Annotated in this window: 43 protein-coding genes; 18 read left to right on the top strand and 25 right to left on the bottom strand. The window is 61.4% G+C overall.

The window, feature by feature from the left end; all coding sequences use genetic code 11:
• Window positions 1-47: 47 nt before the first annotated feature.
• The 25 genes from L7H23_RS01230 to L7H23_RS01110 form a co-directional block, all read right to left on the bottom strand.
• Complete coding sequence (locus L7H23_RS01230; RefSeq protein ID WP_237837547.1) at window positions 48-572, bottom strand: hypothetical protein; 525 nt, start codon at window positions 570-572, stop codon at window positions 48-50.
• A complete protein-coding gene (locus tag L7H23_RS01225; protein ID WP_237837546.1) occupies window positions 569-1,930 on the bottom strand; it encodes a packaged DNA stabilization protein in 1,362 nt (453 codons plus the stop codon). Before L7H23_RS01225 ends, L7H23_RS01230 begins: the two co-directional genes overlap by 4 nt.
• A 3-nt stretch (window positions 1,931-1,933) precedes the next feature.
• A complete protein-coding gene (locus L7H23_RS18485; protein WP_275671217.1) occupies window positions 1,934-3,400 on the bottom strand; it encodes a hypothetical protein in 1,467 nt (488 codons plus the stop codon).
• A 22-nt stretch (window positions 3,401-3,422) separates the two neighbouring features.
• Window positions 3,423-3,812 carry a hypothetical protein gene (locus tag L7H23_RS01215; protein ID WP_237837545.1) on the bottom strand — a complete coding sequence of 130 codons (390 nt, stop codon included), beginning with the start codon at window positions 3,810-3,812 and terminating at the stop codon, window positions 3,423-3,425.
• On the bottom strand, window positions 3,812-3,955 hold the full coding sequence (locus tag L7H23_RS01210) for a hypothetical protein (protein WP_237837544.1): 144 nt from the start codon (window positions 3,953-3,955) through the stop codon (window positions 3,812-3,814). Before L7H23_RS01210 ends, L7H23_RS01215 begins: the two co-directional genes overlap by 1 nt.
• Before the next feature lie 12 nt (window positions 3,956-3,967).
• Entirely contained in the window at window positions 3,968-4,297 is a 330-nt protein-coding gene (locus tag L7H23_RS01205) for a hypothetical protein (protein ID WP_237837543.1), read from the bottom strand.
• Entirely contained in the window at window positions 4,294-4,665 is a 372-nt protein-coding gene (locus tag L7H23_RS01200) for a hypothetical protein (protein WP_237837542.1), read from the bottom strand. Before L7H23_RS01200 ends, L7H23_RS01205 begins: the two co-directional genes overlap by 4 nt.
• A gap of 143 nt (window positions 4,666-4,808) precedes the next feature.
• Window positions 4,809-4,982, bottom strand: a complete 174-nt coding sequence (locus L7H23_RS01195) for a hypothetical protein (RefSeq protein ID WP_237837541.1) — start codon at window positions 4,980-4,982, stop codon at window positions 4,809-4,811.
• 73 nt (window positions 4,983-5,055) lie between these two features.
• Window positions 5,056-6,282: a P22 phage major capsid protein family protein gene (locus tag L7H23_RS01190; protein WP_237837540.1), complete on the bottom strand. Its 1,227-nt coding sequence runs from the start codon at window positions 6,280-6,282 to the stop codon at window positions 5,056-5,058.
• 131 nt (window positions 6,283-6,413) lie between these two features.
• Entirely contained in the window at window positions 6,414-7,217 is an 804-nt protein-coding gene (locus tag L7H23_RS01185) for a hypothetical protein (RefSeq protein ID WP_237837539.1), read from the bottom strand.
• 18 nt (window positions 7,218-7,235) lie between these two features.
• Window positions 7,236-9,311, bottom strand: coding sequence for a portal protein (locus L7H23_RS01180; RefSeq protein ID WP_237837538.1), 2,076 nt, complete (start codon window positions 9,309-9,311; stop codon window positions 7,236-7,238).
• A 44-nt stretch (window positions 9,312-9,355) separates the two neighbouring features.
• Complete coding sequence (locus L7H23_RS01175) at window positions 9,356-10,891, bottom strand: hypothetical protein (RefSeq protein ID WP_237837537.1); 1,536 nt, start codon at window positions 10,889-10,891, stop codon at window positions 9,356-9,358.
• Entirely contained in the window at window positions 10,873-11,301 is a 429-nt protein-coding gene (locus L7H23_RS01170; RefSeq protein ID WP_237837536.1) for a helix-turn-helix domain-containing protein, read from the bottom strand. The genes L7H23_RS01175 and L7H23_RS01170 overlap by 19 nt, the downstream gene beginning before the upstream one ends.
• A gap of 4 nt (window positions 11,302-11,305) precedes the next feature.
• Window positions 11,306-11,641: a hypothetical protein gene (locus L7H23_RS01165; RefSeq protein ID WP_237837535.1), complete on the bottom strand. Its 336-nt coding sequence runs from the start codon at window positions 11,639-11,641 to the stop codon at window positions 11,306-11,308.
• On the bottom strand, window positions 11,638-11,880 hold the full coding sequence (locus L7H23_RS01160; protein ID WP_237837534.1) for a hypothetical protein: 243 nt from the start codon (window positions 11,878-11,880) through the stop codon (window positions 11,638-11,640). Before L7H23_RS01160 ends, L7H23_RS01165 begins: the two co-directional genes overlap by 4 nt.
• Entirely contained in the window at window positions 11,880-12,218 is a 339-nt protein-coding gene (locus tag L7H23_RS01155; RefSeq protein WP_237837533.1) for a hypothetical protein, read from the bottom strand. The genes L7H23_RS01160 and L7H23_RS01155 overlap by 1 nt, the downstream gene beginning before the upstream one ends.
• Window positions 12,215-12,397 (bottom strand): hypothetical protein, encoded by a 183-nt coding sequence (locus tag L7H23_RS01150; RefSeq protein ID WP_237837532.1) that lies wholly within the window; start codon window positions 12,395-12,397, stop codon window positions 12,215-12,217. The genes L7H23_RS01155 and L7H23_RS01150 overlap by 4 nt, the downstream gene beginning before the upstream one ends.
• 47 nt (window positions 12,398-12,444) lie before the next feature.
• Window positions 12,445-13,080 (bottom strand): helix-turn-helix domain-containing protein, encoded by a 636-nt coding sequence (locus L7H23_RS01145; RefSeq protein ID WP_237837531.1) that lies wholly within the window; start codon window positions 13,078-13,080, stop codon window positions 12,445-12,447.
• A 322-nt stretch (window positions 13,081-13,402) separates the two neighbouring features.
• The gene (locus L7H23_RS01140) at window positions 13,403-14,758 is read right to left on the bottom strand and encodes a DnaB-like helicase C-terminal domain-containing protein (RefSeq protein ID WP_237837530.1); all 1,356 of its coding nucleotides are present in this window, start codon (window positions 14,756-14,758) and stop codon (window positions 13,403-13,405) included.
• Window positions 14,755-15,252 (bottom strand): VRR-NUC domain-containing protein, encoded by a 498-nt coding sequence (locus L7H23_RS01135; protein ID WP_237837529.1) that lies wholly within the window; start codon window positions 15,250-15,252, stop codon window positions 14,755-14,757. Before L7H23_RS01135 ends, L7H23_RS01140 begins: the two co-directional genes overlap by 4 nt.
• The gene (locus tag L7H23_RS01130) at window positions 15,249-15,398 is read right to left on the bottom strand and encodes a hypothetical protein (protein ID WP_237837528.1); all 150 of its coding nucleotides are present in this window, start codon (window positions 15,396-15,398) and stop codon (window positions 15,249-15,251) included. Before L7H23_RS01130 ends, L7H23_RS01135 begins: the two co-directional genes overlap by 4 nt.
• 133 nt (window positions 15,399-15,531) lie before the next feature.
• Window positions 15,532-15,774 (bottom strand): hypothetical protein, encoded by a 243-nt coding sequence (locus tag L7H23_RS01125; RefSeq protein WP_237837527.1) that lies wholly within the window; start codon window positions 15,772-15,774, stop codon window positions 15,532-15,534.
• A gap of 89 nt (window positions 15,775-15,863) precedes the next feature.
• Window positions 15,864-16,205 (bottom strand): hypothetical protein, encoded by a 342-nt coding sequence (locus L7H23_RS01120; RefSeq protein WP_237837526.1) that lies wholly within the window; start codon window positions 16,203-16,205, stop codon window positions 15,864-15,866.
• The gene (locus tag L7H23_RS01115) at window positions 16,202-16,681 is read right to left on the bottom strand and encodes a hypothetical protein (protein ID WP_237837525.1); all 480 of its coding nucleotides are present in this window, start codon (window positions 16,679-16,681) and stop codon (window positions 16,202-16,204) included. The genes L7H23_RS01120 and L7H23_RS01115 overlap by 4 nt, the downstream gene beginning before the upstream one ends.
• Window positions 16,682-16,942: 261 nt before the next feature.
• Window positions 16,943-17,116, bottom strand: coding sequence for a helix-turn-helix domain-containing protein (locus L7H23_RS01110; protein ID WP_237837524.1), 174 nt, complete (start codon window positions 17,114-17,116; stop codon window positions 16,943-16,945).
• A gap of 96 nt (window positions 17,117-17,212) precedes the next feature.
• Here L7H23_RS01110 and L7H23_RS01105 point away from each other — a divergent pair, with 96 nt between their 5' ends.
• From L7H23_RS01105 to L7H23_RS01020, 18 genes are all read left to right on the top strand, one after another.
• The gene (locus L7H23_RS01105) at window positions 17,213-17,617 is read left to right on the top strand and encodes a hypothetical protein (protein WP_237837523.1); all 405 of its coding nucleotides are present in this window, start codon (window positions 17,213-17,215) and stop codon (window positions 17,615-17,617) included.
• Window positions 17,618-17,813: 196 nt separating this feature from the next.
• Window positions 17,814-18,170: a hypothetical protein gene (locus L7H23_RS01100; protein ID WP_237837522.1), complete on the top strand. Its 357-nt coding sequence runs from the start codon at window positions 17,814-17,816 to the stop codon at window positions 18,168-18,170.
• Between the two features lie 12 nt (window positions 18,171-18,182).
• Complete coding sequence (locus L7H23_RS01095; protein ID WP_237837521.1) at window positions 18,183-18,527, top strand: hypothetical protein; 345 nt, start codon at window positions 18,183-18,185, stop codon at window positions 18,525-18,527.
• A 7-nt stretch (window positions 18,528-18,534) separates the two neighbouring features.
• Complete coding sequence (locus tag L7H23_RS01090) at window positions 18,535-18,738, top strand: hypothetical protein (RefSeq protein ID WP_237837520.1); 204 nt, start codon at window positions 18,535-18,537, stop codon at window positions 18,736-18,738.
• A gap of 119 nt (window positions 18,739-18,857) precedes the next feature.
• Window positions 18,858-19,064, top strand: a complete 207-nt coding sequence (locus L7H23_RS01085; protein WP_237837519.1) for a hypothetical protein — start codon at window positions 18,858-18,860, stop codon at window positions 19,062-19,064.
• On the top strand, window positions 19,061-19,249 hold the full coding sequence (locus tag L7H23_RS01080) for a hypothetical protein (RefSeq protein ID WP_237837518.1): 189 nt from the start codon (window positions 19,061-19,063) through the stop codon (window positions 19,247-19,249). The genes L7H23_RS01085 and L7H23_RS01080 overlap by 4 nt, the downstream gene beginning before the upstream one ends.
• 271 nt (window positions 19,250-19,520) lie before the next feature.
• Window positions 19,521-19,832, top strand: a complete 312-nt coding sequence (locus L7H23_RS01075; protein WP_237837517.1) for a hypothetical protein — start codon at window positions 19,521-19,523, stop codon at window positions 19,830-19,832.
• Window positions 19,829-20,002 (top strand): hypothetical protein, encoded by a 174-nt coding sequence (locus tag L7H23_RS01070; protein WP_237837516.1) that lies wholly within the window; start codon window positions 19,829-19,831, stop codon window positions 20,000-20,002. The genes L7H23_RS01075 and L7H23_RS01070 overlap by 4 nt, the downstream gene beginning before the upstream one ends.
• The gene (locus L7H23_RS01065; RefSeq protein ID WP_237837515.1) at window positions 19,999-20,175 is read left to right on the top strand and encodes a hypothetical protein; all 177 of its coding nucleotides are present in this window, start codon (window positions 19,999-20,001) and stop codon (window positions 20,173-20,175) included. Before L7H23_RS01070 ends, L7H23_RS01065 begins: the two co-directional genes overlap by 4 nt.
• A gap of 13 nt (window positions 20,176-20,188) precedes the next feature.
• On the top strand, window positions 20,189-20,347 hold the full coding sequence (locus tag L7H23_RS01060) for a hypothetical protein (protein WP_237837514.1): 159 nt from the start codon (window positions 20,189-20,191) through the stop codon (window positions 20,345-20,347).
• A 309-nt stretch (window positions 20,348-20,656) separates the two neighbouring features.
• Window positions 20,657-21,418 (top strand): ERF family protein, encoded by a 762-nt coding sequence (locus L7H23_RS01055; protein ID WP_237837513.1) that lies wholly within the window; start codon window positions 20,657-20,659, stop codon window positions 21,416-21,418.
• Entirely contained in the window at window positions 21,418-22,050 is a 633-nt protein-coding gene (locus L7H23_RS01050; RefSeq protein WP_237837512.1) for a lambda exonuclease family protein, read from the top strand. The genes L7H23_RS01055 and L7H23_RS01050 overlap by 1 nt, the downstream gene beginning before the upstream one ends.
• The gene (locus tag L7H23_RS01045) at window positions 22,047-22,217 is read left to right on the top strand and encodes a helix-turn-helix domain-containing protein (RefSeq protein ID WP_237837511.1); all 171 of its coding nucleotides are present in this window, start codon (window positions 22,047-22,049) and stop codon (window positions 22,215-22,217) included. Before L7H23_RS01050 ends, L7H23_RS01045 begins: the two co-directional genes overlap by 4 nt.
• Window positions 22,217-22,561, top strand: a complete 345-nt coding sequence (locus L7H23_RS01040; protein ID WP_237837510.1) for a hypothetical protein — start codon at window positions 22,217-22,219, stop codon at window positions 22,559-22,561. Before L7H23_RS01045 ends, L7H23_RS01040 begins: the two co-directional genes overlap by 1 nt.
• Entirely contained in the window at window positions 22,561-23,028 is a 468-nt protein-coding gene (locus L7H23_RS01035) for a hypothetical protein (RefSeq protein ID WP_237837509.1), read from the top strand. The genes L7H23_RS01040 and L7H23_RS01035 overlap by 1 nt, the downstream gene beginning before the upstream one ends.
• A 189-nt stretch (window positions 23,029-23,217) precedes the next feature.
• Window positions 23,218-23,661, top strand: a complete 444-nt coding sequence (locus tag L7H23_RS01030) for a hypothetical protein (RefSeq protein WP_237837508.1) — start codon at window positions 23,218-23,220, stop codon at window positions 23,659-23,661.
• A 151-nt stretch (window positions 23,662-23,812) separates the two neighbouring features.
• On the top strand, window positions 23,813-24,067 hold the full coding sequence (locus tag L7H23_RS01025; RefSeq protein ID WP_237837507.1) for a helix-turn-helix domain-containing protein: 255 nt from the start codon (window positions 23,813-23,815) through the stop codon (window positions 24,065-24,067).
• Window positions 24,068-24,071: 4 nt separating this feature from the next.
• Window positions 24,072-25,190 carry a site-specific integrase gene (locus L7H23_RS01020; protein WP_237837506.1) on the top strand — a complete coding sequence of 373 codons (1,119 nt, stop codon included), beginning with the start codon at window positions 24,072-24,074 and terminating at the stop codon, window positions 25,188-25,190.
• Window positions 25,191-25,210 lie beyond the last annotated feature (20 nt).

Below are 25,210 nucleotides of genomic sequence, written 5' to 3'. Positions count from 1 at the left end.
CGATGTTCGCTTCTACCGAGAGGGTTCCCGCCCTTCATTTGGGCAAATTACGCGACGCGCGTTTTGAGGATTGAGCCTGTGCGGTAAATGCCCTTCACCGGCACGCCGCCCGCTGCCGCTGCCGTATCATCGGCATAATTCCCGAGGCCGTCGATCTTCGGCGCTGCGAGCGTCTTGTTCGAGAATGTCTCGACGTTCGCCACCGTCGCAAGGATGCCCCCGAGCGGTATCGCAACCGTCGTATCGCCTGCGAGCGTCAGGAGCAGCGTGAAGTCGCCGTTGACGATGGGGACTTTCGAGCTGGTGCTGAGCTTGAGCTTGCCATCCTCATCGACGCCCGAAAGCCCCTGCCCCAATTCCAGAATCCGCTCGTTCGAGAAGGCCGCATTGCTCGCCAGCACGATGACCGATGCGTCCTGAATAGCCTCCGTCGCCTCCGCCTGTGTCGAGAGGCCTTCTGTCGCCACGTCAACCGCTTGGGCCTGCGCCTCCATCGCACGGATCATGCGGGGATTGTTGAACACCTCGCCGAGCAGTCGGCGGTCGAGCTTGTCGCGTACCTTCTGGCTCATGACAGCGGCTCCACGTCGGCCTCTATCTTGGTGAAGCCGGGCATCGAGGCGTCATATCCCCGGAACCGGAAGGTCGCGTAATTCGGGACGCGGACATTGGGGCGCCACATCATGCGCTTTCGCCGGCTGCCCGCGACCCCGATGCGGATCATCCGTTCGCGGCTCCACGTCTCGCCATCAGTCGAATAGGAGAAGAACACCGTTGCCTCTTCGTCGAACGGCATGCGACCCGGAAGCCCGACAAGCTCGATCTGGCCGAGTATATAGGCCTGCCCGTCTGCGTGGGCGAACGGAGTATCGAACTGCCACTGCACCGGATCGCCCAAGATGGTGGATACGTCGTGCGAGAGGGTTCCTACCTCATCACCGACAGCCGCGAACCATTCGCCGTTCAATTCGACGGCATGACGGGGGCAGTCCGTGCGGCGATACCAGATTTTCTCCTGACTCTTGCGCGAAGCCGTGTCGCAGTAGATCCACGTTTCGCCGGGGAGATGGACGAGCAGCCGCTTCTCATCGAGAAAGGTCCATGCCTCCAGCTCGATAACCGAGGGATCGGGAACGCGAGCCAAGGCCCTGTCCAGAGCGCGCGTGCTGAGCTTGATCGCCGTCCCTGCCCCCGCGACATAAATCCCGAGCGCTTCATTGCGAGCCGAGCCGCAGAACGCGAAGCTCTCGGCATAGAGGCACTTGGCCGACGGGCTGACGCAGCCATAGGGGATCGTCGCGCCATCGACGACGGAGAACGGGAAGCCGTTGCCCCCGGTGTTCTGCAAGACCTCGATGGTATAGCGTCCCGGCACATATCCTTCGCCGCGAACCTTGATCACGCCTGTGATCATGTCGGGGTCCTCTTCCGCAGAGCCGTATTTGAGCGGATTGACCGAGGTCGGGTCGGAGAGGTCGGTGACCACGATGAACTTGCCATCGGTCGTCATCGTATAGCCGTCGATCCAGATAGCGTCCTTGACGATACCAAGGTCAGGGTCGGTGACCTGAGAAAGCCCGTTCGCGTCATAGTAGAAGAGCTTTTCGCCCGACGCGATGGAGAGGCGGTCGAACCCATAGTCCAGGGCGACAGGTCCGGTTCCTCCAACGTCGCCGATCACGGTCACGACGCCGCTCGCAATGCTGACCAGCTTCGTCCCCATGACGCGGTAGTGGACGCCGTTCCATACGATTGCGCCTCGATCCTCGCCGGGGCCGGTGGAGTTTGGAACGAGACCAGCGGGAGCGCGAAGCTGCCCGGTCGAAATCTTGTTGTCGATCGCTACCGGCTCAAGGTTGAGCGGCACGCTTTCAACGAACTCGGCCTGACCGTTTGCGACCATGCCACCAAGGAGAGGGACGGAAACCATAAATCACCCATTCGAAAAGGTCCGCGTTCCGAGGTAAAATTCGGACTGCGAACGGCTGCCAAGATAGAGGTTTGTGAATGTGCGGTTGCCGAGGTTGACGAACTCGCCGCCTCGATCCGCGGAGCCGGCGACTGACGCGCCCTGCGCCACCATGCCGCCGCTGGAGGCGTGGACTCTCGTTCGAGCCGCGCCACCGGCAACGGCGGAGCCGACTCCGGCAAGCGCTCCTGAGGTCGTCATAACCCTGAAACGCATCGAGACTCCGGAGATGGCCGATCCTTGCCCGGTCAACCCGCCCGAAGTGGCGTGGCTCGTTGTGCCGGACGCCCGCGCCGCAGAACCTGATACAGAACCTAGTTGACCCGTCAGCGCCCCCGAGGTCGAGAACGACCGAAACCGTGCGGCGGAACCGCTGATGCTGCCTAGCTGCCCAGTCAGCGCTCCCGTCGTGCCATGCAACGCGAAATGGGCGGCCGATCCGGCGACACTCCCAATTTGCCCTGCAAGAGCGCCCGAGGTGCCGTGCATTGCGACATGGGCCGCAGAACCCAAGATGCTGCCGAGTTGGCCTGTCAATGCGCCTGTAGTGTCGTGCGATGCGCCACCCGGATCGTCATAGACGACAACTAGGATGGAAGCCGAGCCAGCCCTGCCGCCGCCCGTGGACTGCGAACCGCCGCCGCCCGCACCGTAGCCTCCGCCGTTGCCACCGTTCGCCCCGACGACACCACCGCCACCGCCGCCACCGCCACCCGGCCCAGCGGTCGCGAGCGAGACGGTATCGGTCCACACGGTCTGCTGACCGCCGTTCGCGCCGTGGTGGGCGTTGTTGCCGTTGGTCTGATAACCACCACCGCCACCGCCGCCGATTGTGCCAGCGCCCGGAGGCGTGTTGTTCGCGCTCGCTGAGCCTCCACCCGAGCCGCTTGTGCCATGGCCGCCACGGTTCGTGCTGGACGTCCCGCCAGCATCCGAGGAACCGCCGTTCGAGCCACCGCCGCCGCCGCCGAGGATATTGAACCCGGCACCGCCAGCCTTACCCGCTCCTGTCGAACCAGCCGCGCCGCCACCGCCACCAGCGCCGGAGGACGGACTATTACCCCCCGCCCCTCCCGAATAGCTGTAATTCTGCGTCCCGCCGCTGACCGCGTTGTTCGACGATGATCCGCCAGCCGCACCCGTGCCGGATGAGGCGTTGCGACCATAATCGACCGTGAACGACTTGCCCGTGGCCGTGAACGTCGTTGTTGCGCCAGCACCGCCCGCCCGAACCGTGGCGGTCCAAGTGTCTCCTCCCGAAACCGAAAAGGTCGCTCCGAGCGCGGCCCCGCCACCACCGCCTCCACGCGAACCCGACGCACCTCCGGTCCCATTGCCGCCGCATCCGATGCCATGAACGTCGATAGACGTCACGCCGGTCGGAACGACGAACGAACCGCTCGCCGTGATCAGTTTGGTTACAGTGACCACGGGCTATCTCCCGCCCGAGGGGTTACGCGCTCAAGGCGGTATAGGTCAGCGACGAGCAGGACACCGTGTCGCCAGCAGCCACCGTGAGGCCGTTCGTCATGTTGATGTCGGAACCCGACGAACCGACCGCACAATGGATCACCACCGTGCCGCCGCTGGTCTGCAAGGTCGCGGTGGCAACGGGAGAAGCATTGCCGGTCGCGTTCGTGTCGGAGGTGATGCTGTTCGCCGTTGCCGTTCCCGACGAGGAAGCGCCAAAAGCTGTGGACGACAGCGAAAGCGTTGCGACAGCGGTCCCCGGCGAGCCAACCGTTCCCGACAGGCGAAAGACCAGCTTGCCAGACGTGCTGATGAGCGCCGTCACCGCGTCGGTTGCGGCATTGCGGGCGGCAGTGGAATGCGTAACGGCCATTATTCGGGTTCCTCGCTCTCTTCGTCATCGGGTTCTTCGACGATCTTCCCGACAAGATGATGGGTTTCGACTTCGCCCGTCGCCGCGCGCTTCACCTCGATGGTGAAATGAAGCTCACCGGGCTGTGCGGTAAGATCGGCCATTCTCTTCGGTTCCTAGGCTGGCCCAACCAGCACGAAACCGAACTGGTCAGGGGTTGGAGTGTCTTTGAATGAGATCGTCACGGCATTGAGCGTCGTCCGCTTCACGTCCGCCTCGATGTTCAGGTAATCGCCGCTGTTCTCGAACAGCTTGACATCGACGAACCGCGTCCCGAGGCCATGCGGGATCACAAAATCCTTATCGACCCCATTGCCGATGGTCCCGGTCAGCCTGATCGACGTTCCCGGCTCTACATCGGCTTCCAGAGCGTCCACGCGCCGATTGATGCCGCCGACGACCTCGGCCAAGTCCCGCAGGCGAGCAAAGGCGATATTGTCGATCACGACGATGCAATCCCGGCAAGGTCGCCGGGGTCTCCCTGCGGCTCCCATTCGCTCTCCACCGAATAATCAGGGAAGAACGGCGAACGGCTCCAGCCGCCATTTTTGGCACCCGCTCCCCGGATCGTGCCCGGTGCGAATTTCGTGAACGGAACGCTCACCGCCTGAGCGCGGACGTAGGCAATCGACTGCGCCGAGGTGACGCGGAAGGTTTCGGGAGGGGTCTTGCCGAATGCCGCCATCAGCCGGAGCGCGAGAAGCTGAGCGATCCCATGCGTCACGTCGCGGGGAAGGTTCGACAAGTCCTCGCCGGTCCCCTCGCCCGATGCGGGAAGATCATAACCAAGCAGGTTCCAAGGCCATTCGCTCATCAGAGTATTGAGTCGCCGGAGAGCCATCAAATCCTCTTCCGGCGTGCGGTCGAAGTCGAAGCCCGAGATGCGACAATCCTCGTAGGCCATCTCGATAATGGCCTTCTTCGGAACCCCAATCGCTGAAACCGGAATCGGGGTTGTCATTTCTTTCGGCCGCGCACAGCCTTGACGGCTTCGGCAAGGGGATTGGTACGCCAGCCAGCCTTGACGGCTTCGGCCTCTTCCTCCTTGTCGTTCACAACGATACCGTCGAGCTTATGGCCCTCCCATTCGAAGGCCGAGCCGTCCCGGTACAGACATTTGGGGTATTCCATGATTGCCTCCGCTTGATCGGTCAGAGTTTGGCCCCTCAAGAGGAGGGCGGGACCGAAGCCCCGCCGCACCCGGTTACGTCTGGTTTGCGATGATGATGCCGCACTGCTCGGGATCGAGGACCGTGGTCGCGTACAGCGTGGTAAAGCGAACGGTCGTGATGCCGGTCAGGTGGTTGAAGGCGTAGCTCATGATGAGCGGTACGCCGTTCTTGGTCGTCGCGGTCATGACATCGGCGCCCTGCCCGGTCGGGAAGGCGAGCTTGCCATAATCGAGAGCAACCGCGCCCTGCGCCCAGAAGGCATTGACCGGCTTCGTCACCGTGTTGAGGAATGTCAGGGTCGCACCGTTGGCAGCAGCGGCGGTGCAATTCTGATACGGCCCCGTCGCGATGATGCCGGGAGTGACGACGAGGTTGGCCGTGCCGCCGCCCGAAAGCACGCGGAACGTCATCGGCTGACCCGAATCCGACTTGTCGATCTGGTGAACCGCGTTGATCGGCGTACCGCTGTTCGCGAGCGTGAACGTGTCGCCGTTCTTGATGTTGGCGATGTTCGCGCCGGCCACCGTCATCGCCATCTGGCGGTTGTCGGTCGGAAGGTCGCCGGTCATCGCGCTCGGGGTGAGCGAGGTAGCACCCGAAACGGTCGTGCCGGTGACGGTGCCGACAGCGGCGAGGTTCGAGACGTTATCCGTGCGGAAGGTCTTGAAGCCCGCGATATCCGGAACCTGACTGCGCTCATAGGCCGCCTTGCTGCGGTCGCCGAGATAGGCGCGGTTGCCGAGGTCCTTGGCCACGTCCTTGTAGTCGAACGGGTTCAGGAACATCTTGCGCTCGCGGCCAGCGCCGATACCGCGCGATAGCATCAGGGCTTCGGCGGTCGCGCCGTCGTCCCACGTGAACGCGCCGGTTTTCTTGATGACGATCGCTGCGCGCGCCGCCACGGTCGAATAGAGGTTTTTGTCGATTTCCGCCGCGAGACGTCCCGAGGCGGCCTGACCCATGCGCTTCTTGTGCTCGGGGTCGCGCATTTCCTTGGCGTCGAGCTGGTACACGACGTTATCGGGCGAGCGATAAACGGTGGGGACCATGCGCTGAATGAGATCGGTTTTCTGCGCCGCCGACACGTCAAGGCCGGTGACGACCGACGCATGGTAGTTCTGCGGCTTGTAGAACACGTCGCCCGCGCGCTGCATGTCCTGCGGCGAGGGGTACGAGGTTTCGGCTTCCATCGAGATGACGCACGCGGCGTCGTAGCCCTCGATATATTCCTCGAACATGATTTCGAGGTCTTTGGTCAACGAGTTAGGCATGTTGAAAAACTCCAGAAATTGGGGTTTTCCGCATGTCTCTCCCGTTTCAGCCGGAGGTCGCTGGGTCAGCGGATGCGAGGAGAATTACCCCCTCGCACCGCCGGATTCATTTGGGCAAATTACGCCGCCTTATCGCGGAGCTTGCGCTTGTGGGCGAGGAGCGCCGAGTAATCGCCGCTTGCCTCGGCCTGCTTCTGGAGGCGGGCCAGTTCCTTGTCGCCGCCCTGTGCGGGCCGCGCATCGCCCTGGCGGATATTCTCGGGCGGCGGGGGTGCCTTGCGGCGCGTCGTCGTCATCTGTGCCTCCATGCGGGCTACCTCGGCGATGAACTTCACCGGGTTCTTGATTGCGGAAAGAGCAGCGAGACGGTCGGGGTTCTTGCCGAGTGCATAGATCAGCTTGGCGCTCTCGTTCGACGCCTGCGAAATCATGAACTGCTGCGCGTCGGTCAGGGCTTCCATGGCATTCCCGACAACCTCGCTCGCATCGGCGAAGGCAAGAGACGAGAGACCCGTCTGGAGCTTGGCGACATCGGCCTTGGCCTCCGTCTCAAGGTCGGTCGGGGCGCTGGCCTGCTGTTCCGCGGCGAACTTGTCGCGGTTCCACTTGTCGATTGCGGCGTCGTATTTCTCGTCGTCCCAATCGAACTCGTCGCGGGTCGGGCGCGGGCCTACCTCAACGACAGGTGCGGGCTTATCAAGCTCGGCGAGCCGTTTGTTGGCGATGGCCAGCTTGCGGTCGCGTTCCTTGATCTCGGCGCGGAGCCGCTTCGGAAGATCGGCGGCGGTATCGTCGTCCTCGGGCGTACCGAAAACGATTTCCTCCTCGCCATCGTCCTGATCGTCGTCGTTTTGAAGGTCGGCACCTTCATCACCGGCAATATCCTCGCCGGGTTCGAGGATATCATCCTCGGGATCGTTCAAATGCATATATCACCTGTGTTACGCAGCGTATGGAGGCACGCCGGGGGCCTTATTGAGGGGCCGTCCCTCAAAATCGTTGGCGGGTAGATGCTTGACCCCCGCATCGGTGAGCGTTTCGATAGTCTTGGCCTTCGACAGGCCGGTGTCCGCCTCTGCCTTCTTGGCGAGCGCCGCGTCTTTTGCCGCCTGAGCCTCAAGAGCGATGCCCTGCTTCTCGGCCAGCACGGTTGCCGGGTCGGGCTGCTGCGCCTGCTCCTGCATCTGCGCCGCCTCTTCCTCGTTCGGCTCGACGAGACCGATCTGGAGGCCGCGCTTGCGGGCGTAGGCCTGCAAGTCCTCGATACCCTCACCGTCGCTGTTCATGATCGCGGTGATGATGGAAGCTTGGGCAAGCTCCATGTCCCCTGCCTTCAAGGCGATCTCGGCGGTATTCAGGGCGGCGCGAACAGTCTTGTCGCGGCGGGTCGCGGTTGCCTCGGTGACGCTCACGATGACCTTGTACCGACCGCGCGAGAAGTCGTTGCGAACAGACGACACGCCCTTGGGGTCGATGTAGGGCTGGTTCAGAACCTCGGTTCCGTCGCTGCCCTCTTCGTCCATCGTCTCGACCTCGCGGCCATCTTCGACATAGACGTCGGGCAACATGCCGACATAGATTTCGCCCTCGCACTGGAGAGTGAGGCGCATGTTATCGAGATAAATCCCCGATTTCGCATCGACACGGGCGGCGGCAATATCCATCGCCTCGGCGGAGGTGTTGGCCTTTACCGTGTCCGCGCCGTCCTGATCCTCTTCGGTCAGGTCGTTGTTGGCAATCTGGAGCAGGCCAACCGTCGCCGGGGGGAGGTCAGGCGGCTTCAAATAGGAGACGGGACCGGTGGTGAGTATCTGCCCGGTCTGCGGGTCAATCAGAGGGTTCGCAAGTAGGTATGGCAGATTGTCGATATGCGCCCGCGCCCATAGGCCCGCCAGATTGGGTGGCATCTGCTCGGGAGCAAAGATGGGCTTCTCGTTCGGCGACAGCGCGTTGATCGAGGCAAGGCGCGAGACCATGCTGTTGTAGATGCGCTGGCGGTCGATGTTGTCCTGAACGTGCCCCTTGAAACGCTCCTTGCCATCAACGAACGAGCGCTGCCCGTAGAACGGAATGATCGGAATGCGGCAGCCGGCGATAACGCCATGATCCTCCAGCACCCGCGTACCGGACAGGATATACTTGTGAACCCGCTTGCGCTTGCGGCGCTGCGTGGCGATCTGCCAGCCTGCTTTCTTGCGATAGTCCAGCGCGTCGTCGTCGATCTCCGAGCGCCAGAAGCGTTCCTGCAACCCGGTGATGGTCTGCGTCAGGACGTAGAGCGTTTCCAGCCGGTCTTCGACCTCGTAATACTCGCAGGCCATGACGACCTCAGGACGATACCAGTCATAGGCGGGCTTGGTGATATGGTCGGGCCAGTCGGTCGGCTCGGCTTCCCCGAACTCTTCCTTGTAGGCCTCGGGTGTGTAGGGGAGCAGCACGAACGCAAAACGCGACTTCGCCTTGCTGTAGGTCTTGTCCTGTGGGTCGAAGAATACATACTGGTCGGCGTCGGTGATGATCAGGCCGGGGTTGATGCGCTGCTTGTCGTTGTCGCGGTCGTACTCGTCCTCAAGCACGTTGGCAGCACGATAGGCGCCCATGCCGCCACGAATGCCCTCAAAGAATGCATTGTCCCGCGCCTCTTGGGCATTGAACTTGTAGCTGTCCGCCCGGTGCATCCCGGCGATGGTCGATGCGGTGTCCTGATTGCTCTCACCCCCGTCGGGCTTGAACTCAGGAACGATGCGGTTTTCCCGATAGTCCGTCTCGATCTTGCGGACGGCGCGGCCGATCTTCGGAATCTCGACGCGAATGCTGTTCTCGAACTGCTCGCCCCACGGCCCTTCCCATTGCGCGCCGGGTATCTCGACGAACCGGCGAGCAGCCAGCGCCTCTTCGCGCATGGGGATTTGCGGGATTACGGTGGCGTCGAAGCGGCGGATGGCGCGGCGATGCACCTCGGCCAGACGGTCGTCTGCTTCGCGAGCGTCGTCCTCGGTTTCGTCGTCATCAGCCACAGGGCGGGTTTATCTGCCGAACGGACTGTCCGCATTTTGGCAAATTACCGGCGAGCGACCATGACCGTGGAGGGGATATGAACGGGCGCATTCTCGCGCTTGACGACGGGCTTGCGGACGGCTGCTGTCTCGAACGCCTTATAGCCGTGGCTGAATTGGTCGTGGAGCGGCTTGTCCTTCCACACCCCAAGCTTCTCGTCCCACTCCTTGCGGTAGCTATCGAGGCAATCGATCAGGCGCTGGCACCGCTCCTCGTCGATCCAGACGCTCGGGAGGTACTGGCGCGAAGCCTCGATGCCATCCTGTTCGCTTGCGATACGCGGCACGACGCGAACGGGCTTGATACCGACCTCCTCGGCGTGCTGGCGGGCACTCTTGGCGTCCTTGCCCAAGCGCCGATGATCCGCATCATGCGGCATGAAATGCTCGCTGTAGTTGTAGCCCTTATCCGCCAGCGCCTTCGCGTAGTGCGCGAAACCTTCCCCGCTGTTTTCGTAATAATCGATCAGCCGGCGCTCCATCCCAACGTCCTGCCAGAAGCAGATCGTCATCGCATCGCCGACGCCCAAATCCCACGTCGTGTAAACCGGAATATCAAGGATCGGGATGCGGCAGATGCGGCCTTGGCTGCGAACCTTCAGCATCTGCTTTGAGAAATAGGCGCCTTCGACGCTGGCCTCGAAAGCCTCATCGGGATGCGACGGATGCTCTTGCGTCATCTTGTCGCCCTGCTGCTCCGCCTTCTTCACGTACCAGGCACGCTGCTCCCGCGTGAACTCGACGCCGCGACTTTTCAGATACGGATGCGCTAGCGTCTTGGCGAAATACTCCTGCATCTCGGTCGTCTCAACCACATCGGCGTCAAGAACGTTGCCGTGATCCTGCCACCATGCGGTGAAGTGGAATTTGAAATCGAGCGCGGTAAGCTGCCTGCCCTCATCCTCTAGGCGGCGGGCCTTCTTGACCATGCCGTGAAACTCGCCCGCTCGCCCCTCTGCCGTTGACTCGACGGTGATGTTCATTCCGACAGCCACCGTGTTGAACGCGCCCGTCTTGACCTCCTCGGCGCGGTCAGGGAATTTGGCGCACAGCTTTCCGTATTCGGAGACGTGGAGCCGCTGGAGCGTGCCGGATCGCAGCGAGACGCCGACCCGGATGCTCGACCCGTTGTTGAAGCGCAAACTCTCTGCGCTGTCATTGTCGGCCGATACGACCTTGCGAAAAGCCAGCGGCAGATTGTCGTAGGCAAACTTGATCTTGTCTTTGAAGAACGCCTTGGCATCAACGAGATTGTGGGCGATCACGCCAGCGCTGAGATTGGGCGTGAACAGGCAATCATCGAGCATATCGAGCTGGATCACTGTGGTGTAGCCAAGCTGGCGAGCTTTCAACACCACGTCCATCCCGTGGCGCTCGGCAAGGAACTGCTCCTGATGCTCGTTCATGCGGAACGGCACCTTTTTGCCCTGCTTGTCTTTGATGTCGTAGAAGCCGCCGCGAAGCCGATCTAGCTTGGTCGGGAAGCGCTTGCGTATCTCATCCAGAAGCGCAAGCTCCGGCGCTACCGCTGCCCCAGCCACTCGGCCAAGTCCTTTCCGACATTATGCTCGACCTCGGACTTGTCGCGCCAATCTGCCGAACGTCGATTCTTGAGCCAGAAGATCGCCGCCGTGGTGTCCGGCGCAACCTTTGCCGTGAACGGGGCGTAGACCGGTTCATCCGCGCCGGAGGGCATGAAGATTTTGACCTCTTTCTGCTCGTAACCGATCGCGCGCTGATACAGGCTGCGCTCAACTCGCTCGTCAGCGGCCTCCTTCGCGCTTTTTATGGACTGACAAAATTCGTCATGATCATGCTTCCACCGGTACACGGTGCGCACGTCGATCTCGAAGAAATCGGCGATCTCTTGGTCGGTAGCACCCAATGCGCAAAGCTTGGCAGCTTGTTCGGCATACTCCGGCTTGTAATCGGTCGGACGTCCTGCGGGCATAGCCTTACCCCTCTACCTGATTGGCCATGCGCTTTCCTTTGCGCAAATTACGCAAGTGACGAAGGCGGGACCATGCTGCTGTTTCGGTGATGCCGAGTTGATGGGCGTAGTCTGCTACCCCTCGGCGAAGATGCTGGCGGGATAGAAGCTCGCGATCCTCTTTCGTGGACCAGCGGTGATAGGTGCGCGGATTGCGGCGGCGCTGCTTGCGAACGATACTCTCGATCAACATGCTCTCGTCGTCGGGATGGGCGCGCAGCTTGCCCAAGCGTTCGACCAGCTCAAGCACAAGCGGCTCGGCCTCGCTCGGGATCAGGTTGGCGAGGTTGACGAGATTCATTTGCGCCCCCGTTTGGCCTTGTGCGGCGGGATAGGAAGAACAGTCACGACGGCATGATCGTGAACAATGACGCGGTGGCCGGTCGGCAGGATGACGGAGGCTGAGCCGAGCTGGTCGGCCGCATCGAATGCAGGACCGCATAGGCGTTGAACGACAATGGCAGCGGGAACGTCATCGACCCGCTGCTGGTATCGCTCGATTGCGTGCAAGGTGATTTCGAGGCCCCCGCCCTTCCCCATTACGACGTTGCCCCTCCTTGGGATTGTGCTATAGTTTCAGCATCTTGAGCGCCAAATTGTCCTACGCGAACCATGGCCCGCCAGATTTGCGCGTTCGCAAGATCAGGATACAGGTCTTTCGCGTGAACGCCCGCCTCCTGCATGGCTACGCTCGGCTCCACCGGGACTACGGCATAACCGCTCTCTGATATGGCGGTGAGGACGGCCTCAATGCGCGGGATCCGGCTTTTCCAGACGGGCACTACCTTCATGCCCACGCCCACAGGCGCGTCAGACGACGAGAAATGCTCGGCTTCGCTCAGCGCCCTCGCCATTGCTTCGATAAGGTTGGGGGTCATGCCTCGTTCTTCCAGCAGAAGCCGAGCGCAAACGGGCCAAGGCAAACGAGAAAGCAGCCATCCGTCCAGCGTATGCCAACGACGAATTCACTCCCTGTCCACATGGCCAACGCTGTTCCGCCGAGCATGTCGAAGCCGAAATATTCAGCGCGGGAACTCGTTACGATCCGGTCATCCATCTTCTTTCTCCTTCTCAATCGGAATAGCTGGTTGATTTCATTGGCTTTCATGGGCCTTGGCCGGACAGGTGGGCCAGCATCGACGAGCCGTCGTTCGCTGCGGAGCGTCGTTCACCGATGGTTGTGGGCCGCGCCCATCGGCGACTATTCAAGACCCATGTCCCCCAAGCGTCCTGCCAATCGACGAACCGATTTCCCTTGCCGCGGTGGTGCTTGATGAAATGCTCGATCTGGCCATCAAGCTCTTTGGGCGACCAGCTATCGACGATCTCTCGGCTCTGGCTCCCAACGCCAAACTGCTCAGGCTTCCAATCCTTCGGCAACGCGCGCTTTGTGTTTTTATCAGTGGTGGTTCTTGATGGTTTGTCCGCAGATTTTGCGGGGGTCTTTGTCAATTTCTGCGGGGGTGCTGATTTTGCGGGGGTGCAATTATTGCGGGGGTGGACGGTGTAGAAGCAGCCTTTGCCGGGGCGTTCGTCGCGGGTGATGTGACCGCTATCGACAAGCGACTTGATCGACGCCTGAATTGTGCGCTCACCCTTGCTGCATTTCTTGACCAGTGTCGCCATAGAAGGCCAACAGCCACCCTCATCGTTCGCGCAATCGGCGAGCGCGAGCAACACCAGCTTGTCGCTGGCGGGAAGATCTATCTCCCACACGGCAGTCATCAGCTTTATGCTCACTTAGGCCACTCCTCTAGGAGTTGATCCGTCCAGAGCGTTGGCGCGGCCTGCATGGGCGGCGCAGACGTCATCAGGCTGTGCACATAGGCCGACAGCGATCCTTCGAGGCTGAACCATTCCCCGTACCCACGATAGGCTGCAAAGCGGTCATGGAGGCGCCGCTCATCGACTGGTTCGCCGGGAGCGAATGCGAGAATGTTGAGCGAAAACGGGCAGCCGGTTTGCAGCGATCGGCGACGAGTTTCAACCGAGCCAGTGGTATAGCCTATCTTGACCCATGACTCTTCCGTCTCGCCGTTGGCGATAAAGTATATCCAACCGCTCACAGGCCGCGCACCGCCTGATATGCGCCGTGGAAAGCACCCAACGCCTTGCCCGTTTCACCGTTGCGGCGCTTGGCACAGATGAACTCGATCTTGCCGACGTGCTGCTCCATCGCCTGCTCCCACTTGATGCGGTCGGGCGATGTCATTTCAGGCTCTTCCTTGCGGAGATAATATTCGTTGCGGAGCAGGAACATCACCGTGTCGGCGTCCTGCTCGATCTGGCCGCTGTCCCTGAGGTCCGATAGCTGCGGTCGGCAACCTGCCCGCTTCTCGACCTCGCGGCTGAGCTGAGCGAGCGCCATGATTGCAATGTCATGTTCCTTGGCCATCGCCTTGAGCGCGCGGCTGATGGCCGACACAGCCTCATACGCGTTCTTTTGCTTGTCGGCGGAGAGCAGCTGCAGATAGTCCACGACAACGAGGTCCAGGCGGTCGCCACGGGCAGCGAACTTGCGTGCCTGCCTCCGGATGATGACATTGAGCCGCGCAACCGAGAGGCTACCGGCATCTATCACCTCCATGGGAAGGTCGGCCGACATGTCGCGGGCGCGTTTCAGGCGCTCATAGTCCCCGTCAGACAGACGCTGGTTGATGATATTGGCGAACGGCACGCCGCCCTGCCCGTTGAAGCACAGGTCGGCGGCCATGCGAGCGCCTAGCTCAGCGCCGGACATTTCGAGGCTGATATAAAGGACGCCATACCCGTTCATCGCCGCTCCGATGCTGTAGGACAGCGCGACGGCGGTCTTGCCCATACCGGGGCGGGCCGCGAGGATGATCATCTGCTTGCGACGTGCGCCACCCAGAAGGTCATCCATCGGCGGGATGAGCTTGCAGGTGACGCCGCGGTCTTTGCTCGCCAGTTGGCCTAGCAGGGCGTCGATGCATCCCGCGCCCGTCAGGTGAGCGATCGATGCTGACGTTTCGGCAGCGGACGCGAGAGCAGCGTCAGCGTGGTCAACGGTATCGGCAAGCGTCACCGACTGATCGGCCGCCATCTCGATAGCCTCGGTGAGGCCTTCCGACATACGGCGACGGCGGGCGAGGTCGGCAACTTGCTTGGCGAGGTCAACCGCACCGATGAGGGCAATCGAGTTGCCCGACATTTCCGCAATGAGGCGCCGGCCACCCGCAGCCTCATACTGCTCGTCGCCCTCGAACATGTTGTTAAGAGCAACGGCATTGGACGCCCTGCCCGTTGCATGACAATCGCGGGCGGCACGGAACATCCGGCTCAGCAATGGATCCGAGAAGTCGTCGGGCGCAACAATGTCGGCAACGCGGTCGATGATTCCCGCGTCCTGCATCATCGCCCCGATGACGACGGCCTCACCAGTAGCGTTGGCGATCATCCGACGAGAATCCTTCCAAGCACGCGGTTCGCCACGGCGCCAATCGGCACGGCCTCGCGGCTTTCCCAGCCATGGGCGACGAGGAAGCCGATCAGGGTATCGAGGGAACGGAAGATGCCGCAAATATGCCCTGCTTCATGCAGGCGGTTGAGCATCGCATATTGAGAGAGCTTGACGTCGCCGCTGGCCTTGATCTCGGCGCGGCAGACCTTCCCGGCGTTGGGACCAATGCCGTCGATGATAAGGTCGGGATAGCCGGTCGCCAGTCCCTCACGTTGGGCCTTCCCCCTGCCCGCTTTGCTGGCAATATGAGTGCCGTTCGGAACTGCCGACACCATGCAAGGAATGACGCGCGGCAAATCCTTGACGATGCTCGCCTGTATCGCAAGCTCTGAGACGCTGCGGCCATAGGCGGTGCGAGCAACGCCTACCTCGTCATAGTGCCATCCAGCGGCGCGGCAGTCGGCAACCGGAGCGTAGTCGGGTTGCTTCATGGCCGCAGCGCCTCCGGTATCTCCCGGCCCTGCTCGCGGTACATGCGACGGGCGGTTTCCCTGATAGGCTCGCGGTCCAATGCCTTGCGGTGCTTGGAGAGGGTCTTGGCGGCCATGCGGGCGCGGTGTTGCTCGTGCCACTTCATGCGTCTGTCCTTTCAGCAAACCGGGCAGAGAGGACGCACCAGACTAAGTGAAAGGTCGCGCGGTCGTATTCGCCCTGAAACATCCAAACCAACGAACAGATCATGTTGACGACCAAGAGGACTCGCCAAACCATCACCGTTCTCCCCTGAGGATCGCCGCCATCTTCTTGCCGACGTGAGCGGAGTTTTCAGTGACGCACGACAAGGCACGCTCTATGCGTTGGTTCTTGGTGGTCAGGGCGTCGCTGCAACGGCGGTGGGCATTTTCAACATTGATCCGAAGTCCGACCAACTTGCCGATCTGCTTTTCCTGTTGAGCGATGCGTTCGCGGAGCGGTTCGCAGAGGGTGCAATCTTCGCCATGCTCGGCGCGCATGTCCCCCGCCTTCCCTGCCATCCTCAACTTACAGAGGAAGTACCCAGCGATAGCCCCACCTATAGTGAAGGCGGTGATGATGAGAGGGTTCATGCTGCCAGACCCTCCCAGTCAGAATCAGAGACAGAGGCGGTGGGCACAGGCCCCAGTCTGGCGCGCACAGCCTCCCAATCGCCATGCTCCTCCTCGGCAATTTCCATCGCCTCTTCTTCTGACCGCGCATAGACGGTGACAGCCTTGTCCTCCGAATACATGCAGTGAGGGCAGTCGCAGTCACATCCCCGCGAAAGCTCAACCTTGAAAGGAACAGGCTCGGAGAGATCGACTTTCCAAAAAGGATCGATGCGACGGATGACCGCCTCCGCTTGACCGAAGTACGGCAGGGCCGCGAGCGCATGGATGGTGGCGGGGCGAGTGAAATCGATTTTCATGCTGCCCTCCGCTTCCCGAGCGCAACCAACTGGCTACCGCGCGTGACCATGCGAGAGCCGACAACCTTGAGGCCGGGCCGTTCGTGTTCGTCGAATTTGCCGTCGATGGCGGCGCGGGTGACGGTCGCGTTGTCGTCGCTGTTATCCGCCGCGAGCGTGCCGGGATCAGGCTCCTCGTCGGGAAGCTCGAAAGCCCCCTGCCCTGCCAGATGCAGAAATTCGTTGGTGAAATCGGGGCCGAGAAATGCCATAAGGCCGAGCAGGCATTCGGGTGGCAACGGGCGGTAATCCACGCTCCCCGCGTCGGCCATCGCGCACTCGATAATGCGGTCTTTGACCCCCGTGCCGTTGGCGAGCTGCTTGACGCTGTAGCGCCGCCCGCGACCAACGAAGAGGCGCAATGCCGAGCCAATCTTGTTCCCCGCCTGTTCGCGGGAAATGAGCAACGGAAAGTTCGCGGACCAGTCGTCAGCCACGGGCTATCTCCTGAGCATGGAAAGGGAAATGGATGAAGCGGGCGACACAACCGCCGCCCACGCCGATGAAAACGACACGCGCGCTCGCCTGATCGGAGAGTTGATCGCGGAAATTGTGCTGGGGCTTGGCGACCGTCAGGCGATCATGCCCGGCAACTACGTTTGGTTCGGGGAGCGAGGCAGGGTTGATTACCTCGCTCCCCTCCGCGCGGAGATGAGGCGGGACGCGCGGGATGGTGATATGTTTGCCCCCCAGCATGGTCAGGCTGCCGTTGGTTCGGCTTTGGGCAGCGCCTGCACATGCGGCAGCCACCAGCGCGGAATGCCGCCCTTGGCCTTCTTCCAGCTCGACACGGTTGAGGGGGTGAGGTCGAGCGCCGCCGCGACCTTCACGGTGCCGCCCTTATCGGCGATGATCTGTGATGCTTCGGTCATGGCTCCGCACACTACGATAAACGTAGCATGACTTCAACCATAAACTTTACGAATTGCGTAGCGGACGCGTTTTGCCGCGCGCCTTATCTAAGGCAGGTGCTTACGACCGAGGAATTTCTAGCCGAGATTCGGCTTCGCGCGGGCAAGGACGCCGAGGTCGGGCGCGCGCTCGGGCTGCCCAGTTCGCGTGTCGCGGAGCTATTCAGCGGCAAGCGCCGGCTACTCTATCACGAGGCCAAGACGCTTGCCGATCGCTTCATGCCAGAAGAAAGCGGCGCGTCGATCAGTGCAGAGAAACTTGCACCAATCCTTGCCGCGTGTCTCCGGCTTGCTCCAAAAGACGGCTGGTCGGAGTCAGAAGCTCCACGTCTAGCGAGAGCCGTCGAATATGGCCTTGGACTTCTCGCCAGCGCTCCTGCCAATCAGGATAGCGACGATGCTGTGGCCGTGGCCGGTCAAGCAGCAATGCTTCGGCTTCGCGAGTCGCGTCTAGAAGCATGAAGCGCGCCATTGCGCAGTTTATCGAGCATTCGGGGCACCCCTCCCCGCAACCAGCTTGCGTCATATACCCTCCACGAGCGTTCTTATTATGTTCTCGTGCGTCCCAGAATCCTACAATGCAAGGGTCCAGCTTAACTTTTCTGTGGACGGATTAACAAGGGGTGTTTTGACACGGAAGGTGTCACAAGGAGGGGCAATGAAACGCTTGGTCTTAACGAGCGCTCTTGTAGCGGGCGCATTCGGAGCTGGCGCATATGCGAAGGGCGGGGATGAGGCCGCCCCATCCCATACAGTCGAGCAGGCCCGGTTTGCGTTGGGCGTGCCGGAAGCGTACGGCCTAAGCGCTGAACAACAGAAGCTGTTCAATCCGATCGTGCGCCAGTGCGGCTCTGACCTTTCGTCCATGCGAGGTTTCCGAAAGGGCGATGAGTGGTATGATTGGGCGCCTGTAAAGGACGAGTCCCGGCGCAACGAGATGCGGGCCTATTGCGCCGCGTATCAAGTAGGTATCGTGGACGGGATCGGGATTGGTGATCGAGCCGCCAAGCGGTGAAGGATTTCGGGCATGTCGAACGAACCAGACCAGTGGGCTGCTACCTTTGGGAATTCGGCCCCACCCACTCCGGATATAGAGGACCGCGTTCGGCGACTGGAAATTGACCTTCGCGCGGAGCAGGCGCGGTCGAGCGAGACCCGCAAGAAGCTTGCCAACACACATTCTCGCGTCGAGCGTGCGAAAGACGCGATGGAGTTCAGCTTTGCATTGGGGCTCATTCCGTCGATGATCTTGACGGCCAACCTCCTGTGGCATCGCTACGAAGGATGGGAATTCGCCGCAGCGTGGCTGGGCACTGGCCTTCTCGTCGTCCTCTTGGGCCGAGACGCCTTCAGCAAGATCAATTCGATATAGGGACGCCTTGCCCCTGCGCGCCGACCTTGAACTGGCAGCCATCACCCTGCCCCTAGATATCGTCCTGCGACTGGCAGAGGCGTCCAAGGGGAAGCTGTCAGAGGAGACAGTGGCGCTGCTCAAGATCGAGGTGGCGTCGGTCCTTATGTCGATACCTGGCATTGAGGAGGAGGTGGTGATGGCGATCTTCAATGAGGCGTTCGGTCCTTAGCTTTCGTCTAAGTCCTTCAATCCAAGCGTTTGATCCATTTTTGCGCATCCTACGTTTTTCGTATTGACTACGCCCTACGAATAACGTAGCAACGCCTCACAGACAACGTGAGGCTGACAATGTCACATAAGATCATACGCACCGCCAACATCGAAGGCACCTACGGCACTGAACAGGCTGTCGTCAGCGTTCAGACCACTGGTCGTTGGAAGGGCCGCTACTTCACCCGTGGCGCTGGCTATGCTGGCCGTGTCGCTTACCAGACGCAGGAGCGGGCCGAGCGCAGCATCGAAGCGCACCGCTGCTTTCGCGGGTGGGCGGCATGATGCTCAAGCACTTCTCCATGTGGGCCGACAAGCGCCTCGCAGACGCTGTCGATCTGATCGAAGCCGTTGTGCAGGACCACTCGACCGCCGACGACAAGTTGCCCGAGATTTACGGCCTGATCCATGAGGTCAGCAAGGCCGACGATTTTCTCGCTGGCGTGCTGCGTGATCGGGCCTCGACGTGAGCGCGCTGCCCCTCACTGTTGAGGCAGACGCCACCGGCCCGTGCAATGGCGACCACATCGTTCGCGATGCCCATGGTCGTTTGATCGCCCTCGTCTACCGGGGCTTCGGAAAGCACGGCGAAGCGGTCGCACAATGGCGGGCACAGCAGATTGCCAATGCCCTTACCTCAGCTTGGTGCGGAACTTGCGGCGAGGATACCCCCGGCACGGCTGAATGCGAAACCTGTGAAGCATGGTGGGCGGAAAATGCACCACGCGCTGGAGGCGTCGCATGACCTACCCCGCCCACATTGCCCGCCATATCGCATCCGAGATAGGCAAACCGCAGAACGCGGCCAAAGAGCGCGTCGCTTTGCAGGACCGCGTCCGCAACGGCACGGCGTGGACCGCGCTCCATATCCTGCAGGACGAAATCCTCCTGACCGCTGGCCGCATTCGCAATGCCCGCCGCGCCGGTATGCAGGACATCGTTCACCGCCACACGGCAGCCCTGTTCGCCCTCCTTCGCGTCAAGAAGGCCATGAAGGGCCGGTTCCCCAAGGCGATGCCCTTCTGGCAGCCGGTCGGGGAGCCTGTGGCATGAGCGAGTATCGCGCCCATGAAATCCAGACGTACATGATCGCTTGCGGCTTTCACTTCGCAGCGGCGGGATTTGTGCGCCGCTTTCAGCAGGATCACAGCCCACGCGCTTGGTCGTCGCTGGAACGCGCATGGCGGGCGCATTTCGCCATGAAAGAGGATCTGGTCGCATGATCCCGACCTACCTCTGCCGCGAGCATCCCATCGAGACGCACGTCGACCTCATCCAGACATGCTCTGACGATGAATGGTTCGAGATGATGACCGCCAAGTACGGCTTCGACTTCGAGACCCGCGACTTCACCGCTGGCCCTGACCAGCCCAACCAACATTCCGACCGTATCTGAAAGGCGAAACGACATGTTCTACACGTTCGAGACGGAGAGCGAAGCCCTCTCATTCTGGAGGAAGGGAAACGGCCTGATCTACCGTCCGGCCTCCCGCAGCTACAAATTCTGGACGGTTTTCATGACCTCGGAAGCTGCGATTGGGCACCCCAGCAGCGATCGCTCCGCCTGACAACCCCCTTATCGAGAGGTAGAGTTATGACCACCTACCGCGACGCTTTGGAAGCATACAATAGGGAAACGCATTCAGATGCCCTCCCTGAGCTTATGCTTGTTCCCGCCGAGACCGTTCAACCCCTCCCCCTTGAAGGGGCTTCTGTCCCTCTATGGGTTTATGCTGGGGTGGGACTTCTTTTTGCTTTGATGGTGTCGCTGTGAGTTCGGCGCATCGCTTCGCGACCGGGGCTTTCGTCCTGTCGGATCAAGCCCCTTCGGGTCTTGCCGCTTCGCGCATCAATCCCCTTGCGAATGGAGAATCGAAATGACCGCTTTGCAGAAAGTCGAGGCGCCCGAAACTGCTGTTGCCAACTATTCAGCCAGCCTTATCGACGTCATCGCTCGCGCAGCCAGCGATCCCGCTGTCGATATCGACAAGATGGAACGCCTGATCGCTCTACAGCAACAGGTGTCCGCTCGCGAGGCCGAACTGGCGTTCAATCAAGCGATGAATGCCGCGCAGGCGGAAATGCGGCCGATCTCGGCGAACGCATCCAACCCGCAGACCAAGAGCCGTTACGCCACGTTCGACAAACTGGATCGCGCATTGAGGCCGATCTACACGGCGCACGGCTTTTCCTTAAGCTTTGACGAGGGAGATAGCCCCAAGCCCGAGCATGTCCGCGTCCTCTGCTACGTCGCACACACAGCCGGACATACGCGCACCTATCACCGCGACATGCCTGCTGACGGCAAGGGAGCGAAGGGCGGCGACGTCATGACCAAGACGCACGCGGCAGGCGCCGCAGGCTCCTATGGAGCGCGCTATTTGCTCAAGGGCATCTGGAATGTGGCGGTCGGCGCGGAAGATGACGACGGCAACCTTGGTCCTCGCCGGGAAGCGCCCAAAACGATCGGTGAAAAGGATATCGACGATATCGAGACTATCATGACCTCGAACAACATCCCTATCGCCGACTTGCTCAAGGTCGCGAAGGTCGCCGACGTTGCCGAAATCCGCGCCGACCGGCTGACCAGCGTGAAAAACTGGATCGACCGGCAGGTCAAGGCGCGAGGTATCCAGTGATGGATGAGATCGAACAGCGCTCGCCAGAATGGTTCGCTGAGCGGTGCGGAAAGGTCACGGCGAGCAAGATTGCTGACCTCATGGCCCGCACGCAAAAGGGCTGGGGTGCTTCACGCGCCAACTATGCAGCGCAGCTCGTCTGCGAACGCCTGACCGGCACGGCTGAGCAGGGCTACTCGAACGCCGCGATGCAGTGGGGGACCGATTGGGAGCCCGAAGCTCGCGAGGCGTATGGCCTCCACGTGGGCGAATTCGTCGATGAGATCGGCTTTGCTCGCCATCCGGTCATTGCCGACAGTGGAGCATCGCCTGACGGGCTGGTCGGGGATGATGGCCTTGTCGAAATCAAGTGCCCCAACAGCGCAACGCATATTGCCACACTGCGGGGCGAGCCGATTGCGGACAAATACATCAAGCAAATGCAGTGGCAGATGGCCTGCACCGGTCGCCAGTGGTGCGACTTCGCCAGCTATGACCCCCGCTTACCCGAGCGGATGCGCCTGCATGTTGCCCGCGTTTCCCGCGATCAAGCGATGATCGATGACATTGAGGCGCACGTTCAGGATTTTCTCGCCGAAGTCGCGGCCACCGTCGCCGACCTTGAGGCCCGCTATCTGAAAGAAGCGGCATGACCCTCGCCGAGCGCGCCCATATGGCCACCGCCGTTCGCGTGTCGGCCCGCATTGCACGACAGCGGGAGCTTTCCCGCCTGCTGGCAGAGGGCATGCCGCTCAAGCGCGCCGCCCATGCTGTGGGCTGGTCCTATCGCAGCGCCCGTCGCTGGCGGAAGGCCGGCTGATGTTCCCGAAGCGCATCCCGAAGAAGCCCAAGCGCGCCACCCGCTGGCGGTCACAAGCCCACTGCAATTTCGTGCGCTCGCATGAATGCTGCATCACCGGCTGCACTGACCGTCCGATAGAGGTCGCGCACGTCCGCTTCGGGAGCGGTGCAGGCATTTCACAGAAGCCGGACGACTTCCGCACCGTGAGCCTCTGTCGGGCGCACCATGCCCGTCAGCATGAGGTCGGAGAGCGGACCTTTTGGGCAGGGATCGACGTGGAGGCCCTCATTGACGAGTTCTGCCGCCAGTCGCCGCGGGCTGCTCAAATCCGCGACGCCAAGCGTGAAAGGGAGTTGGCATAATGCCGAGCCGGATCATCAATAACGAAGACGACCTGTTCGACTTCATGGTGCTGGCAAAGAACCTTGCCAAGCCCTTCACCGTCGAATGGCAGTTGGGCCGCGACCGATCGCACGAACAGAACCGGCTGCAATTCCTGTGGGCGCGAGAAGCGGCCGAGCAGCGCGGCGACATGACAGCCGACGAAGTGCGCTGCGAATGGAAGCTGGTTCACGGCGTTCCGATCCTGCGGGAAGAGAGCGCCGAGTTTCGGGAGATCTACGACGCGGCAATCAAGCCGCTGCCATACGCGCAAAAGCTGATCGCGATGCGCTTCATCCCCGTCACCAGCGAGATGAAGGTTCCGCAAATGGTCCGCTATCTCGACACCATCGAGCGGGAATGCGCCGAGCAGGGAATCCGGCTGACCAGCCCCGACCCCGACCTGAACACCTATCACGCGCGGTATCGCCAGCAGCGGGCCGCATAGTTCCACCGCAACGCGAGCAGCATAATCCGTCGGTCCGCTCGCATAACCCCGGGGCCGACGGGAAAGGGATTTAAGATGGCACAAGATACGGGCGCTTCCGACAAGTCGGACCGGGCCGTCGTGAACGGAGCCGCAAGCGTCTCCGCCGTTCCGGCTTCCGTCCCTAGCGCGGAGTTCGCTATCGAGGTCATGCGTCTGATCGCCAAGCACGAATGGTTCGGCGGCGAGATATGGTGGCACTCATTCCCTGTCGGAGAGTCGCCGTCGCAGGTTTTCGTGGCTTGCAGCGATTTGTTCTTGTGGGGGTGTGCGGACCTAGAGCCACTGACGCCCGATAACATTGCGTTGCTCGACGAGGCTGCTGGCGAGTTGACTGCGATAGATGATTGCTACGGGCCTGAATGGGCGCCCCGTCTCTTCTGCTGCCGAACGCGCAAAATGAGGCCGCAGGGGGCGTACTACAAATACATCCCTGATCAGTTTCGCGACAAGTTCGACGCCTGCGGTCCCGAACGACAGCCGACCTTCGGCGATCCGCAATCCGCCGCGCAAGCGATCGAAGCCCGTCAGGGCGGTAACGGCAAAGCCGGTGCCGTTCACGAGAGCGCGGTCCCCGAAGGGAATGCGCCATGAACAAGTCCGGCAACTGGAAACAGGTAGAGCGCCTACCCCACAACCCCGAGGCAGCCGTTATGACAAGCGGAGGCTACTGGCTCAAGGGAAGGTTCTACCCTACCCATAGGGCTGCTCCGAAGGTCGTGGAGACGCGGCGGGGGTGGTTCAGGTGACCCAGTTGCTCACCGAAATGGAAGCCGCCACGCGCCTCCGCATTGGTGAGCGCACCCTTCGCAGCATCCGCCAGCGAGGGGAAATCCGGTACGTGCTGATCGGCGCTCGCAAAATCTTCTATCGACCGGAGGATTGCGAGGAGTATCTTGCGGCCCGTCTGAGGGTGGAGCAATCATGTCCGACAAACCGCAAAGTACGCCGTGGCAATGGCGATATCGGAAAAATCATTCCGCTCAGCCAGTATCGCTAACGCAATGACGGTCTATCAAACGCCTAAGTCTCCATACTGGCAGTATGACTTTCAGGTCGGAGGGGTCCGCTACCACGGCTCCACCGGGACCGAGAAGAAAGGTGCCGCGAAGGCGTTCGAGACCAACAAGCGCCGCGAAATCGCTTCCGGGAGCAAGGAAAAGCCAGAGATAACCTTGGACGAGGCAACTGGATACTATTGGGGAGTGGTCGGCCAATTCGAGGCCAACGCCAAAGCGACCAAGGTCCAGCTAGACCGTCTGGCCGGGAAGTTTGGAGCCTCCACCCTGCTAAGCGAGATCGACCGCGAGGGCATCGAGAAATATATCGCATGGCGGCGCGGTCAGAAGGCAAGGAACAAGAACACTCTGGTTTCCAATGCCACGGTCAACCGAGAGACCCAATTGCTCAAACGCGTCATCAGGCGCGTCCCCAAGAAATACGCCAAGCCCGACATCGAGTGGGAAGGCGTCATGCTCAAGGAACCAAAGGAGCGCACCCGCGAGCTATCCGCAGACGAGGAGCGCAGGCTATTCGAGAAATTGCCCGAGGACTTGGCCGCGGTAGTCGAGTTTGCCATGCTGTCGGGGCAGCGGCGACAGTCGGTTATTACGCTCTTGTGGAGCAAGGTGGATCTGATTGGAAATCGCGCCGAAGTCCGCGTCAAGGGCGGCGGCTATCACGGCTTTCCCTTGTCGCCCCGCATGATCGCCATCATTGCCAGCCGCCCCAAAGTCGGACCACGGGTTTTTACTTATGTGTGCCAGCGTTCTGCGCCAAAGCGGAACGATCGGGCAGCCCGCGTCAAGGGCGAGCGATACCCGTTCTCGCGTGAAGGATGGACGCGTAAGTGGGCGAAAGCGAAGGCGGACGCCGGGATTGACGACTTCCGCTTCCATGACTTGCGGCACACTGCGGCAACGCGGGTAACAAGGGCAGTCGGCAATCTCAAGGTGACGCAGCGGCTTCTCGGCCATTCCAATATTGCGACGACTGCGCGCTACGCGCATGCCTCGGATGGCGATGTCGCGAATGCCCTTTTGCTCACCGAGTCCCGGAATAGTCCCGGACAGCCGGATTTGAACTTGCAGGAAAGCGGCAGAAATGCTAAGAAAATCGGGTAGAACGCTCTATGCTCCCAAAG

Origin of the sequence: Sphingopyxis sp. BSN-002 (assembly GCF_022024275.1) — a bacterium.
GTDB lineage: Bacteria > Pseudomonadota > Alphaproteobacteria > Sphingomonadales > Sphingomonadaceae > Sphingopyxis.
The sequence above is the reverse complement of the archived record's forward strand: the minus strand, read 5'-3'. Positions and strand labels throughout refer to the sequence as shown.